At 69.1% G+C, this 11,745-nt stretch carries 11 protein-coding genes; 7 read left to right on the plus strand and 4 right to left on the minus strand.

What is annotated here, in order from left to right:
* Window positions 1-29: 29 nt before the first annotated feature.
* Window positions 30-2,678, minus strand: coding sequence for an ATP-binding protein (locus P2Q00_RS02355; protein ID WP_275768920.1), 2,649 nt, complete (start codon window positions 2,676-2,678; stop codon window positions 30-32).
* A 456-nt stretch (window positions 2,679-3,134) separates the two neighbouring features.
* Window positions 3,135-4,319 carry a cytochrome P450 gene (locus P2Q00_RS02360; RefSeq protein WP_275768921.1) on the minus strand — a complete coding sequence of 395 codons (1,185 nt, stop codon included), beginning with the start codon at window positions 4,317-4,319 and terminating at the stop codon, window positions 3,135-3,137.
* 282 nt (window positions 4,320-4,601) lie between these two features.
* On the opposite strand from P2Q00_RS02360, the gene P2Q00_RS02365 reads away from it, so the two are divergent.
* The 3 genes from P2Q00_RS02365 to P2Q00_RS02375 are packed head-to-tail and all read left to right on the plus strand — an operon-like array spanning window position 4,602 to window position 7,124.
* Window positions 4,602-5,507: a dioxygenase family protein gene (locus P2Q00_RS02365; protein ID WP_275768923.1), complete on the plus strand. Its 906-nt coding sequence runs from the start codon at window positions 4,602-4,604 to the stop codon at window positions 5,505-5,507.
* Between the two features lie 10 nt (window positions 5,508-5,517).
* Window positions 5,518-6,300 (plus strand): 2-oxo-hept-4-ene-1,7-dioate hydratase, encoded by a 783-nt coding sequence (hpaH, locus tag P2Q00_RS02370; protein ID WP_275768925.1) that lies wholly within the window; start codon window positions 5,518-5,520, stop codon window positions 6,298-6,300.
* On the plus strand, window positions 6,297-7,124 hold the full coding sequence (locus P2Q00_RS02375) for an aldolase/citrate lyase family protein (RefSeq protein WP_275768927.1): 828 nt from the start codon (window positions 6,297-6,299) through the stop codon (window positions 7,122-7,124). The genes hpaH and P2Q00_RS02375 overlap by 4 nt, the downstream gene beginning before the upstream one ends.
* A gap of 93 nt (window positions 7,125-7,217) precedes the next feature.
* Here the strand turns inward: P2Q00_RS02375 and P2Q00_RS02380 are convergent, their stop codons facing one another.
* The gene (locus tag P2Q00_RS02380) at window positions 7,218-7,796 is read right to left on the minus strand and encodes a nuclear transport factor 2-like protein (RefSeq protein WP_275768929.1); all 579 of its coding nucleotides are present in this window, start codon (window positions 7,794-7,796) and stop codon (window positions 7,218-7,220) included.
* 93 nt (window positions 7,797-7,889) lie between these two features.
* On the minus strand, window positions 7,890-9,257 hold the full coding sequence (locus P2Q00_RS02385) for an aromatic ring-hydroxylating oxygenase subunit alpha (protein WP_275768931.1): 1,368 nt from the start codon (window positions 9,255-9,257) through the stop codon (window positions 7,890-7,892).
* A 264-nt stretch (window positions 9,258-9,521) separates the two neighbouring features.
* Between P2Q00_RS02385 and P2Q00_RS02390 the strand changes: the two genes are divergently transcribed.
* The 4 genes from P2Q00_RS02390 to P2Q00_RS02405 are packed head-to-tail and all read left to right on the plus strand — an operon-like array spanning window position 9,522 to window position 11,730.
* Window positions 9,522-9,713 (plus strand): ferredoxin, encoded by a 192-nt coding sequence (locus P2Q00_RS02390; RefSeq protein WP_275768933.1) that lies wholly within the window; start codon window positions 9,522-9,524, stop codon window positions 9,711-9,713.
* Window positions 9,714-9,715: 2 nt separating this feature from the next.
* Window positions 9,716-10,927 (plus strand): NAD(P)/FAD-dependent oxidoreductase, encoded by a 1,212-nt coding sequence (locus P2Q00_RS02395; protein ID WP_275768935.1) that lies wholly within the window; start codon window positions 9,716-9,718, stop codon window positions 10,925-10,927.
* 21 nt (window positions 10,928-10,948) lie between these two features.
* Window positions 10,949-11,482: an aromatic-ring-hydroxylating dioxygenase subunit beta gene (locus P2Q00_RS02400; protein WP_275768937.1), complete on the plus strand. Its 534-nt coding sequence runs from the start codon at window positions 10,949-10,951 to the stop codon at window positions 11,480-11,482.
* A gap of 11 nt (window positions 11,483-11,493) precedes the next feature.
* Window positions 11,494-11,730, plus strand: a complete 237-nt coding sequence (locus P2Q00_RS02405) for a dihydrodiol dehydrogenase (protein ID WP_275768939.1) — start codon at window positions 11,494-11,496, stop codon at window positions 11,728-11,730.
* Window positions 11,731-11,745: the final 15 nt, after the last annotated feature.

Raw genomic sequence — 11,745 nt, forward strand, 5'->3', positions numbered from 1 at the left:
GGGGCCCCGTGCGACCACGGGACGGGGCCTCACCCGCCGCTCGAATCCAGGCGCTGGTCGCCGTCCTCCTCCACCAGGTCGGCGGCGGCGCGTGCCAGTTCGGCCCGGGTGGACACCCCGAGTTTCCGCTTGGCGGACTTCACCTGTGAATGGACCGTGTTGAGCGACTTGAACAGCCTGGCCGCGATGGCCGCGTCCGTCTCCCCGGCCGCGACGAGACGGAGCACTTCCCGCTCGCGAGGAGACAGCCGAGTGCCGTACCCGGTTCTTCCGCCACGTCTTCCCGGCGGGCGGGCGTTGACACCGACCGTCCGCAGTACCTCGACGACTCGTTCGCCGTCGACGACCGCTCCCAGCCGCGAGTACCCGTTCAGGACGTCGCGAAGCTCCGCGATTCCTGCCCCGTGCCCATCGTCGAGCAGACACCGGGCCGCCGCCTCGAGATCACGCAGCTCATGATGCGGTCGGGGTAACCCCCGCCACGCGGCGGCGGCCCTGTGGTGCAGCTCCCGCGCGCCGGCCAGATCCCCGTCGGCGCGCGCCACCATCGCACGGCAGCTCAGCAGCGCGGCGTCGGTGGCGGCGGAGTGGGTCTCGGCCAGGCCGACCGCCATCGAGTCGACGATGTCGCGAGCAACCGCGTTCCGGCCTGTGAGCAGGAGCGCCTGAACACGTGTCCGCACCAGATCGCCGCCCCACAACCACACCCCCGTGTGCTGGATCAGACGGAACGGCTCATCTGTCAGGGAGAGGGCCTCCGCGGGTTCGCCCCGGGCGATCGCGACCTCGGCCAGCCCCGCACGGGTCTCCATCACGAGCTCCGGGCCCAACTGGCTGGCGGGGTGATCGAGCATGGTGCGCAGGCGACGGCCCGCCTCGGCGAAGTCGCCTTCCACGGCCAGGAGTCGCGCCTCCACGATCTCGGCCTCAAGGCGCTCGCCCACCGCTCCGCGGCCGGCGGACACGAGCGCCGCCGCACGCTGCCGCAGCCCGTCCCAGGAGCCCTCCAGATAGTCGAGGTGCAGACCCATGGCCTCGAGTCCGGTGGACAGACGGAGGTACTCATAGGTGCTTGCCAGGTCGACTGCGGCTGCCAGGGTCGCGCGGGCCGTGCCGTATCTGCCCCAGACCAGTGCGCAGTGCGCAACGTTCCCCAGGCCGCGGGCCACGGTCAGCCGGTCGCGGACCGCTATGTCGTGTGTCGGGATCTTGGCGGCTTCGGTCCAGCCCTCCGCGGATCCGAATCGCAGGAGGACCGTCGCGAGATCGGTGACGAGATGCAGCTCGGACGCCGGGTCACGGTTCGCGAGGAGCTGTGATGCCTGACGCAGCCACTCGGCCCGTGTCGCCAATTCCCAGTTCGGCCAGGACAGATGCACCAGACTGATCATCGCCTGCCCCGCGAGCACCGGGTCGTCCGCAAGCAACGGGATCACCCGCTCGGTCTCCTCGGCGGCCTCGCTCATCCGGTCCGCCATGATCAGGACGCGGGCCAACTGCCAGCGGACGCGTCCCTGCTCCAGCCGCGGCAACGCCCGGTCCTGCGCCACCGACCGAAGGACGTCCACGACGACTCGGTACTCATCGACGCTGCGAAAGACCGGAAAGGGAATCTTCGACACGATCCGGGTCAGGTCGGTGGGGCTTTGGGTGACGGCGGTCGCGAGCTCGAGCAGGATGTCGGCCGCCGTGCGGTCGTCGGCGCGGCCCAGGGCGAGGTCGGCGACCTCTTCCGCGTACCGTGCCCAGCCCTCTGCGTCGCCGGACTGCTTCAGGTGCCGCGCCAGTTGGACCACGGGCGGGGCCGGTAGCGCGCCCAACGCCGCTGCCGCACGTGCGTGGAGCCGTGAACGCTCTCCCAGCGGGACCTCTTCGGTGACCGCGTCGAGGACCAGTGCGTGTCTGAAGGAGACCTCACCGTCCGCGAGCAGGCTCAGCAGATGCGAGGCGACGAGTTCGTCGACCGCTGTGCTGGTCGCCTGGTGGTCCAGTCCTGTAACGACGGAGAGCAAGGGGACGGAGGCGGGTTCGGAGAGGACGGCGAGTGCCCAGGCCACCAGCCGGGCCGACGGCGCGAGCCGATCCATACGCGAGGTCACCGACTCGCGGAGACTGGCGGGCGGCGCCAGAGCAGCGATGCCGGCGGGGCTCCAGTGCTCCTCGCCGGGGCTCTTCCGAGCCCGGTCGTGCAACGTCCGGATCAGGTCTTCGAGCAGGAGCGGAACACCTTGTGTGCGACGGTGGAGGAGACCGGCGACGCGGGGCGAGGCGACGAGACCCCCCAGCATCGACGCCACGAACCTCTCCGTGCCGGCCAGGTCGAGAGGGCCCAGGCGGATCACCCGTCCGGTGCTGCCGGAGGCTATGCGCAGGATCCGCGCTACCAGTTCGCGGGGCGGCCGCTCCTCATTGCGCCAAGTCTCGATCACCCGGACAGGGGTGTCGACCTCGACGGTTGCCAGGTGGAGCAGGAACTCGTGGGTGGTGTCGTCCGCCCAGTGCGCGTCTTCGAGCACCACCGTATGGGCACCCATCGCGCGCAACAGCTCGTCCAGAGCCCGGAAAAGGCGATGCCGCTCCAGTCCGGCACTCTCCGTCGGCGGCATCGGTTCGGGCAGGAAGTCGGACCACTCGGGGAAGAGCGGCCGCAGAGCCCCGGCCAGGCGCCCGAGCCGCACGCCGTCGGGCGGAGTCGGTGAGAGGGCCTCGATCAGGGTGCCCAGGGGGAACGGTGTGCTGATCGGGGGGGCATCGCAGGACCAGCACACCCTCGTGGCCGGGCATCGGGGCCTGAACGGTCTCCTTCACGAAACGGGACTTGCCGATTCCGGCCTCACCCTCGATGACCACCAACCTCGTCGACGGCCGGATCAGTGCCTCTTCGAGCCACCGTCGCTCGACATCCCGGCCGACGAACGCAGGCGACCGCACACTCTCCACCCGCTCGATACCAGCTGCCGGTGGACCTGCTCCCCCTTGCGGCATATCACCTACACCAAGATCGTGGGCGGCGAACGGTTGGTGGACGTCCGCGGCAGCCCTCCGGTGCGCGCATCGGCGAAAGCCTCTCGGCCTCGGACGGAGCACAGGATCAGAGGAAGGCCGCCCCGGCAACCGCTTCTCCGCACAGTACTTCAGGACCAGTGCAGTCGAAGCGGCAGGGACTGCAGATGCCTTACGTTGAGGCCGGGCTGGTAGTCGAGCCGCTCCGGTGGAATCGCCAACTCGAAGCGTGGCACCGTGCGCAGCAGCACCTCAAGAGCGGTGCGTGCCTCGAGGCGGGCGAGGGCGTGTCCCAGGCATGTGTGTTCTCCCCGGCCGAACGCGAGGTGGGCGTGGGGCGAGACACGGTCGAGGTCGATCTCGTCGGGCCGTTCGGCCAGCTTCGCGTCACGGTTGCCGGCGCCGAAACTCACCAGGAGGCGAGCGCCGGCCGGAATCGGGGTGCCGCCGAGCTCGGTGTCACGGGTCGCGGTCCGGTACAGCCCCTGGACCGGTGACTCCAGGCGCAGCAGCTCCTCCAGGAACGGGGCCAGCCGCGAGGGGTCCTGGCGCAACTGGTCGGCCAGCGGCGGATCCTCGGCCAGCAGCCGGGCGCCGCTGCTGATGGCATCGGCGGTCGTCACATTGCCGGCGAACAGCAGCTCGAGGACGAACCGGGTGGCGTCCTCCGCGTCGAGCCCGGATGCGGCGATCGTATGGAGAATGGTGGTCTCCTCCTCGACACCTGCCGCCGCCTCCAGTGCCGGCGCGAGGAGCGCGCCGAACTCCTCGCAGGCCTGTATGAAGCCTTGCAGGTCGGGTGAGTAGGTGAGGAAGGCGAGCACCTTCTCCGAGAGCCGCCGCATCTCGGCGGTGTCCGCTTCCGGCACGCCCAGCACCGTGGCGATGACAGCGATGGGCAGCTTGACGGCGAAGTCGGCCACGAAGTCGACCTCGTCGCGTCCGCGCAGGCCCTCGATCAGCTCCGTGGACATCGCCCGGATCTGCGGCTCGAAGGGAGCGATCCGGCGGGAGGTGAACGCCCTGGCCGCCAGGCGACGGCGCCCGGTGTGTTCCGGCGGATCACTGGTGATCAGATAGAACCCGGTCCTCGCCGGCTCGTTCCCGGGCTCGATCGGCGGGAGTCCGAGCGCGTCGAGCGAGGAGAACGTCTCGACATCACGCAGGACCGCGTCGATGTCGTCGGCCCTGGTGACCATGAAGGCGTTGGCCTCCTCGACGAAGGCCACACCTTGCTCTCGCAGTTGGGCGTACTGGGGGTAAGGGCAGTACGAGACCTCGGGCCCGGCGTGGCCGGTACTGTCATGGCTGGACATGGTGTCCTCCCTGTCCGTGCGGCGGCTCGCCGACATTCCGGGCCGGGGCACGCGAGTCCGGGGCCCGTGGAAAGTCCTGACCGGCCATGGTGCATGGACTCGGCTTGCGGGGGCGCTGCGGTGGCCGTTGAACGAACAACGTCTGCGGAGCTTCGTCGAGGTCGCGGTGCCTCGTTGTCCACTGGATGAACAGTGGTGTTGTGCGGGCCGGAGGGCCTTCGGATACTCGCGTGGCAGTGCGTGCCGCGGGCCGGCGGCCGACCGTCACCAGGGGACACCGACGTGATCATCCAAGACGAGGACCAGCTCACCGCGGCGGTACTTGCCGAGACCGAGCGGGCCGGTGATCCGCGTGTCAGGGAGATCGTCCGGGCGCTGGTGCGGCACCTGCACGATTTCGCCCGCGAAGTACGGTTGACCGAGAAGGAGTTCGACGCCTCCCTCGACATCGTGACCAGGCTGGGGCGGCTCACCACGCCCAGCCACAACGAGGTCAGACTGATGGCGGGCTCACTGGGACTGTCGACGCTGGTCTCCCTGATGAACAACGGCACCGAGGACAGTCCGACCTCGGCGAACCTGCTCGGCCCGTTCTGGCGCCAGGGCAGTCCGAGGATGGACAACGGCGAGTCGATCGTCCGCTCGCCCACCGAGGGACCGCCGCTGTTCTTCACCGGCCGGATCGTCGACACCGAGGGGAACGCGGTCGCCGGCGCGGAAGTCGACGTCTGGCATGCGTCACCGGCTGGCCTCTACGAGAACCAGGATCCCGAGCAGGCCGAGTGGAATCTCCGCGGGAAGTTCTTCAGCGACGCGGAAGGTGTCTTCGCCTTCCGCAGTATCAAGCCTTCCGGTTACCCGATACCGACGGACGGGCCTGTGGGTGATCTCCTGGCCGCGCTGAAGCGCCATCCCTTCCGGCCGGCCCATCTCCATGCGCTGATCTACAAACCGGGTTACAAGACCATCGCCTCCCAGCTCTACAGCCACGACGACCCCATTCTGGAGACCGACGCGCAGTTCGGCGTCGTACAGCGCCTCATCGGTACCTATGAGCGCCACGAGAACGAGCCCGCGCCGGACCCGGACGTGACCGAGCCCTGGTACAGCCTCGAGTTCACCTTCGTCGTCGAGCCGGGTGAGGCCTGGCTGCCGACCCCGCCCGTGTCCGCACAGCGCAGCCATTGAGAGGACCTCTGTGATCACCGAAGCGGAACGTCGCGCAGCCGCGGCTGCCCTCATACAGGCCGACCGCGACCGGCGACCGATCACCCAGCTCAGCCATACCTATCCCGATCTCGAGATCGTCGACGCCTATGCCATCCAGCAACTCTGGGCGGCGGAGCGGGTGGCGGCCGGCGCCCGGCTCGTCGGACACAAGATCGGACTGACGTCCCGCGCCATGCAGATGGCCTCGCAGATGACGGAGCCCGACTACGGCTTCCTCACCGACGACATGGTCGTGGGCGACGGCGCCACTCTCGACGCGAGCCGCTACTTCAAACCCAGACTGGAGGTCGAGCTCGCGTTCGTGCTCGGAGCGGACCTGCACGGGCCGAACCTGCGCGTCCACGACGTCCTGCGGGCGACGGAGTATGTCGTCCCCGCCCTCGAAGTGATCGACTACCGCACCGAGGTGCCGCGTTCGATCACCGACACCATCGCGGACAACGCCGCCGCCGCTGCCGTGGTCGTCGGCGGTCGCGTCGTACGCCCGATGGACGTCGACGTCCGGTGGGTGGCCGCGACGCTGTCGAAGAACGGGGTGATCGAGGAGTCCGGCGTCTCGGCCGCCGTCATGGGACACCCGGCGGCAGGCATCGCATGGCTCGGGAACAAGCTCGCCGCGGTCGGTGAGCACCTGAAAGCCGGTCAGCTGCTGCTGTCGGGCTCCTTCACCCGGCCCGTCTCGGTCGAACCGAACACCGTCATCCACGCCGACTACGGCCCCTTGGGCTCGATCGGGGTGGCGTTCCGGTGAGCGCGCAGCCGGCGCCGGGCCAGTGGCCGCTGCCGCCGAACGCGTTCAAGGCGGCGCTTTCCCGGGGCGAGCAGCTGATCGGTCTGTGGTGCTCGCTGGCCGATCCGTACCCGGCCGAGATCGTCGCGGGCGCCGGCTTCGACTGGCTGCTGCTCGACACCGAGCACTCGCACGCCGATGTCGCGACCGTGCTCTCACAGCTCCAGGCGGTCGCCCCCTACCCCTGCTCGCCGGTGGTGCGTCCGCCGGTCAACGATCCCGTCGTGATCAAGCGGCTGCTGGACGTCGGCGCGCAGTCGCTGCTGATACCGCAGGTCGAGTCGGCCGAGGAGGCGCGCGCGGCGGTCGCCGCCACCCGCTACGCCCCCACGGGGGTCCGGGGCGTGTCGGCGCTGACCCGGGCCACCCGGTTCGGCCGGGTCGAGGACTACGCCGCCCTCGCGCACACCGAACTGTGCGTCCTCGTGCAGGTCGAGTCGCGGCGCGCCCTCGGGCAGATCGAGCGGATCGCGTCCGTCGACGGCGTGGACGGGATCTTCATCGGCCCCGGCGACCTGGCCGCCAGCCTCGGCCACCCAGGAGACCCGAACGCGCCCAGCGTCGTCGCGGCAGTGGAGGAGGCGATCGGACGCGTGCGCGCGGCCGGCAAACCGGCAGGCCTGCTGACCACCAACCCCGCGTTCGCACGACGGTGCATCGACCTCGGCACCACGTTCACCGCGGTCGGTGTGGACGTAGGCCTGCTGGCGCGCGGCGCCGACCTCCTCGCCCGGACCTTCACACCCCAGGCCGCGGCGCCTGCTGCCGTGAACCGGTCCCCCTGAGGGGACGCGGTCACTCGACGTGGATCCACGCAGCCGGCGTACCAGCCCCGTGGATCACCTGCATGGGGGCGCTTGGAGCCTTCTCGCCGGCGGTCAGGCCGCCCTTTCCAAGGTGCCCTGGCCGTCGAGGTAGAAGTCCTCTCCGACCATCAGGCCGTCGCGGAACGGGATGACGACGGCCGCCCTCGACCTGTGCACGAAGACGTCGTCGGCCGTTCCCCCGTCCGGCAGGGGCACGCCCGCCTCGGCCAGCGCCGCGCCAGTCAGCCGAAGTCGTGTGTAGCCGTCCCAGGCGATGGCGTCGTCGCTGATGAAGAAGTGCTCGACCTCGACTTCGAGGCTGTCCATCGCCAGCATGCCGTTGGCCATGTTCTGGAGGTAGTTGGCGCGCACCGTGTCCCTGTCGGCGACCCGCCCGCCCTGCTGCGCGATCGCGACGGGGTCGCCGTAGCAGTGGTAGACGCAGTCGTCCACCAGTGTCGCCATGGTCCGGTCGATGTCGTGGTCGCGTACCTCGGCGACCGAGTGCTCGATGAGCAGGTCGATCATCGCGGCATGTTTCGGATTCTCCGTCTCCGCCTTCCGGGCTTCCAGGAAGTCGATGAACCTCGCCATGTCGGGCAGGCGAGCCCCCGTGCTGGTTGATTCCTCTCGCTGTTCAACGGTCGCCATGAACTCCTCCTCAAGATCGGTGTTGTGATACCGCGTCGTTCGTCACGTCCGCGATGAGCCGCCGACGCCGACCGACGCGGCGGTACCGCATCCTCAACTCGACGCCAGTGCCTCGCTCCAGCGCTGCCACCAGCGCCGCTGGTTCCGCTCGCCGAAGGCCGAGGTGCTGGCCTCGCCGGGCCCCATCCAGTCGGGCCTGGGCTCGTAGTCGCTCATTCCGTCCAGGCCCATCTGGAAGTTGAGCTTCATGTCCTGGCGTGCGAACGCCGAGCGGCCCACCATGGGGCCGCCGCGCCAGACGACGGTGTCGTCCTGCTCGAACACCCCCGAGGGCCCGAAGCTGAAAACGGCGGCGTCGTACGAGGCCTGGTTGAACTCGGGCGGGGCCGAGTTCCACACCATGGGCCAGTTCCACAGCTCGAACTGCTCGGGCCCGCGCGGCTGCCACTGCCGCAGGGAGGTGTTGACCGCCGGAAACCCGCCCACCTCCGTCGAACCAGGGGCCTGGAAGAGCGACAGGTTCGGGAAGATCGTGAAGCCGACCACCCCGTACCCGCTCTCCAGGAAGGCGCGCTGGTCGTCGTCGAGCCGGTCCAGATCGAAGGTCGAGGTCACCTCGGGCGGATAGTTCCCCACCCCGAACGGCTCAGGGAGGGCTTTCGGGATGGCGATGAGCCCGTGTCCGCCCTCGAGAGCGATATGGAAGGTCTCGGTCACCGACTTCGAGTTGTCGGGGATGAGACCGATGTCCCCGAGCGAGCTGTGTGCGGACTGGACGTGGTAGGCGTCGCCGACGAAGTTCTCGGCGCCTGACTTCCAGTTGGCGGGGACGATCCAGCGGTGGGGATCGCCGGCCGCTCGCATGCCCTGTTCGTTGAGGCCGAAGATCACGTCCAGGTACCAGCACATGTCGCCGAGGTACTCGCGCAGGGGGACCGCGTCCGGGTCCAGGCAGGCGAAGATGAGCCCTTGGTAGCTGTCCACGTGGGGTGCCTTGCGCAGACCCCAGCGGGCGGTGTCGATGGTGCGGTATGCCTTGGCGCGGTGGGGGGCGCCGTTCCATTCGCCGGAGTTCTTGTAGATCCAGCCGTGGTAGGGGCAGCGGAAGTGTGAGGTGTTTCCTTTTTCGGCCCGGCACACCGGTGAGGCGCGGTGGACGCAGTTGTTCAGGAGCAGCTGGATCTCTCCCTGTTCGTCGCGGGCCAGGATGAACTGGTCCTCGCCGACGTAGCGGAGTACGTAGTCGCCGGGGCTGGGGATCTCCGAGACGTGTCCGACGAACACCCAGCACTTGGTGAAGATGCGGTCCAGTTCGGCGCGGTGGATGTCGGGGTCGTTGAGCACCCGTGGCGAGAGCATCCCCTGCGCGAGATCCTTCTGGACCTCCGAGAGGAAGGCCTGCATCGTCCCGTTCAGCGAGCCGTAACCGCCCGTCCCGGCCTGCCGGTCAGCAGCCACCATGGGTTCCTCCTCAAGTTTGCTTTCTCCAAGGCGCCGGCCGAACGGGTGCCCCTTCCAGAAGGGCGCCCCGTCGAGATTCCAGGCGACAGCGTCGCCGACGCTAACCCCGCCATCCACCGGCGTGACCCCTCCGAAGGAAGCAACCTGTCCCCGACCTTTGGACGCTGTTCACCGTCAGGGCAGCGTCATTACAGTCGGCTTCCATCGACCTCAGCGCTTTGCGGCTGGTGACGGGCGACGTGTCGCCGGCAAGGGACGGGAGACATGAAAGTACTGGTGGACCGCGGGAAGTGTCAGGGCTACGGCAACTGCGTCATCGCCGAGCCGCGTGTGTTCGATCTCGACGACGACGGGTTCGTCCAGCTTCTGGTCGACGAGCCCCCGGAGGATCTGAGGGCCCAGGTCGGGCACGCCGTTCGCGACTGCCCGGCGCGTGCGCTGAACCTGGGAGACTGACGATGCACCGACAACGGCGCGTCGTCGTGGCCGGCGCCTCGCTGGCGGGCATCCGAACCGCCGAGACCCTGCGGGATCGAGGGTTCGACGGTGAGGTCGTGCTTGTCGGAGCCGAGAAGCGTCTGCCGTACGACCGTCCGCCGCTGTCGAAGGCGGTGCTCGGGGGACAGGCCTCGCCGGACGACATCCAGCTGCTGTCCGCCGACCGGCTGGCCGCGCTCGACCTCGACCTGCGGCTCGGGCGGCGAGCGCGCGCCCTCGATCCGGCCGGAAAGACACTGGAGCTCGACGACGGCGAACCGCTGGCATACGACCAACTGGTGATCGCGACCGGCAGCGCACCGTGGATGCCGCGCGACTGGGACCTCTTCCAGGGCGTCTACCCGCTGCGCACGGTCGACGACTGCCTCGCGATCCGGTCCGCGCTCCAGGGCTCGCCGCGCGTCGCCGTCGTCGGCGGGGGCTTCCTTGGCTCCGAGGTCGCGTCGACCGCCCGCCGACTCGGCTGCGACGTGGTGCTCATCCAGCCCCTCGCGGCTCCGATGGCACGCATTCTCGGGTCCGAGATCGCGCTCGCGTGTGCCGAGGTTCCGTTGGCCGCGGGAGTGCGCCTGGTCTGTGGCTCGTCGGCCGAGGGGTTCGACGGAGGTGCGCGCGTGGAGCGCGTACGTCTCAGAGACGGCCGCATGATCGACGCCGATGTCGTGGTCGTGGGGATCGGCGCACGGCCGGTGACCGACTGGCTCGCCGGGTCGGGCGTGCACATCTCTGACGGGGTGCTGTGCGACCACCGTTGCGCCACGTCGGTCGCCGATGTCTACGCGGCGGGTGATGTGGCGCGGTGGTTCAACCCGCTGTTCGAGCAGACCATGAGGGTCGAACACTGGACCAACGCTTCGGAGCAGGGCGCGTTCGTCGCCCGTGCCCTCCTCGACGGCGGGCGGTCCGGCAGCTACTCACCGGTCCCTTTCGTCTGGTCCGAGCAGTACGGCGTCAAGATCGAGATCGCGGGAGTCCCGCAACCGACCGATCGGATCCGGATCGTCGAGGGAACGCTCGCCGAGCAGCGGTTCGTAGCGCTCTACGAGCGCGAGGAGCGGCTGACGGGAGTCGTCGCGCTCAACTCGACACGCAGCATGCTCAAGTACCGGCGCCTCCTGGCTCAGAGCGGCTCACGCGGCGAGCGGGTCGACGCCCCGTCCATATCTTCCTGACCCCGCGCGAAAGGCGAAGCCATGACGGTAGAACAGACGAGTACCCCACTGGTCGGTGCGGAGCTGGAGCGGTCCTGCACGCAGTTTCTGTACCGGGAGGCGGAGCTCCTTGACGAGGCCGACTACACGGGCTGGGCCGACACGTGCCTGTCGGAGGAGCTCGAGTACCTGATCCCTATCCGCACCACGCGGGAACGCTCGTCGGGGATCTCGGAATTCAGCCGAGACGCGTTCCACATGAAGGACACCTACGCGAGCATGCGGCTGCGCGTCGACCGGCTGCTGACCGAGCACGCATGGGCGGAGGACCCGCCTTCCCGCACCCGCCGTGTCGTGACCAACGTACGTGTGCGAGAGCTGGGACCGGGCGAGGTGGAGGTGAAGAGCTACCTGACGCTTCACCGCTCCCAGTGGGACACGACCGACTACGACCTGCTGGTGGCCGAGCGCCGGGACACCCTGCGCTCGGACGCGGGCGGGTGGCGCCTGCGGCGACGCGAAGTGCTGCTCAACCACACGATCCTCGGCACGGCCAACCTCGGCGTCTTCCTCTAGGCGGGATCGCGATGTCCGAATACCAGTACAGCGACGACCCGCCGATCCGGATCTCCAACGAGTTCGCCGACATACGCGTCCGCAAGGTCTACACACGCAACGGCGAACGACTGGAGATCCACGCCCACCGCCGCGGATATCGGATCCTGCTCGACGCCATCGAGCTCGAAAGCCTGACCTGGCAGACCGCGGAGACGTTCTCCGGCTTCCTGCGCGCCTCGGTCGGACAGGACACCGAAGAGGACTGACCGCCGCAGACACAG

The organism is Streptomyces coacervatus (assembly GCF_029223485.1).
GTDB lineage: Bacteria > Actinomycetota > Actinomycetes > Streptomycetales > Streptomycetaceae > Streptomyces > Streptomyces coacervatus.

Coding starts and splice junctions, on each gene's coding strand:
- P2Q00_RS02400 (WP_275768937.1), top strand. CDS start 10,949: ATGACGGTAGAACAGACGAGTACCCCACTGGTCGGTGCGGAGCTGGAG.
- P2Q00_RS02385 (WP_275768931.1), bottom strand. CDS start 9,257: ATGGTGGCTGCTGACCGGCAGGCCGGGACGGGCGGTTACGGCTCGCTG.
- P2Q00_RS02380 (WP_275768929.1), bottom strand. CDS start 7,796: ATGGCGACCGTTGAACAGCGAGAGGAATCAACCAGCACGGGGGCTCGC.
- P2Q00_RS02390 (WP_275768933.1), top strand. CDS start 9,522: ATGAAAGTACTGGTGGACCGCGGGAAGTGTCAGGGCTACGGCAACTGC.
- P2Q00_RS02395 (WP_275768935.1), top strand. CDS start 9,716: ATGCACCGACAACGGCGCGTCGTCGTGGCCGGCGCCTCGCTGGCGGGC.
- P2Q00_RS02405 (WP_275768939.1), top strand. CDS start 11,494: ATGTCCGAATACCAGTACAGCGACGACCCGCCGATCCGGATCTCCAAC.
- P2Q00_RS02360 (WP_275768921.1), bottom strand. CDS start 4,319: ATGTCCAGCCATGACAGTACCGGCCACGCCGGGCCCGAGGTCTCGTAC.